Source organism: Streptomyces sp. NPDC033180 (assembly GCF_055577645.1).
Genome location: NZ_JBVIPU010000031.1, coordinates 3,813 through 5,230, shown reverse-complemented (window position 1 = coordinate 5,230; position 1,418 = coordinate 3,813). Strand labels below are relative to the sequence as shown.

Here is a 1,418-nt window from a genome sequence, read left to right as displayed (position 1 = left end):
AACACAGTGGACGCGAGCAACTGAGGACAAGCCCTCGGCCTATTAGTACCAGTCACCTCCACCCGTTACCGGGCTTCCAGATCTGGCCTATCAACCCAGTCGTCTACTGGGAGCCTTAACCCCTCAAAGGGGGTGGGAATACTCATCTCGAAGCAGGCTTCCCGCTTAGATGCTTTCAGCGGTTATCCTTTCCGAACGTAGCCAACCAGCCATGCCCTTGGCAGGACAACTGGCACACCAGAGGTTCGTCCGTCCCGGTCCTCTCGTACTAGGGACAGCCCTTCTCAATATTCCTACGCGCACAGCGGATAGGGACCGAACTGTCTCACGACGTTCTAAACCCAGCTCGCGTACCGCTTTAATGGGCGAACAGCCCAACCCTTGGGACCGACTCCAGCCCCAGGATGCGACGAGCCGACATCGAGGTGCCAAACCATCCCGTCGATATGGACTCTTGGGGAAGATCAGCCTGTTATCCCCGGGGTACCTTTTATCCGTTGAGCGACGGCGCTTCCACAAGCCACCGCCGGATCACTAGTCCCGACTTTCGTCCCTGCTCGACCCGTCGGTCTCACAGTCAAGCTCCCTTGTGCACTTACACTCAACACCTGATTACCAACCAGGCTGAGGGAACCTTTGGGCGCCTCCGTTACTCTTTGGGAGGCAACCGCCCCAGTTAAACTACCCATCAGACACTGTCCCTGATCCGGATCACGGACCCAGGTTAGACATCCAGCACGACCAGAGTGGTATTTCAACGTTGACTCCACGAACACTGGCGTGCCCGCTTCAAAGTCTCCCACCTATCCTACACAAGCCGAACCGAACACCAATATCAAACTGTAGTAAAGGTCCCGGGGTCTTTCCGTCCTGCTGCGCGAAACGAGCATCTTTACTCGTAGTGCAATTTCACCGGGCCTATGGTTGAGACAGTCGAGAAGTCGTTACGCCATTCGTGCAGGTCGGAACTTACCCGACAAGGAATTTCGCTACCTTAGGATGGTTATAGTTACCACCGCCGTTTACTGGCGCTTAAGTTCTCAGCTTCGCCACACCGAAATGTGACTAACCGGTCCCCTTAACGTTCCAGCACCGGGCAGGCGTCAGTCCGTATACATCGCCTTACGGCTTCGCACGGACCTGTGTTTTTAGTAAACAGTCGCTTCTCGCTGGTCTCTGCGGCCACCCCCAGCTCATGGAGTAAATCCAATCACCGGTGATGGCCCCCCTTCTCCCGAAGTTACGGGGGCATTTTGCCGAGTTCCTTAACCATAGTTCACCCGAACGCCTCGGTATTCTCTACCTGACCACCTGAGTCGGTTTAGGGTACGGGCCGCCATGAAACTCGCTAGAGGCTTTTCTCGACAGCATAGGATCATCCACTTCACCACAATCGGCTCGGCATCAGGTCTCAGCCT

1 rRNA gene (only partly in view) is annotated in these 1,418 nt (G+C 55.7%); it reads right to left on the bottom strand.

The features are described from left to right. Positions 1-22 precede the first annotated feature (22 nt). Positions 23-1,418, bottom strand: a 23S ribosomal RNA gene (locus ACZ5WE_RS38270); it runs 1,796 nt beyond the window's last position.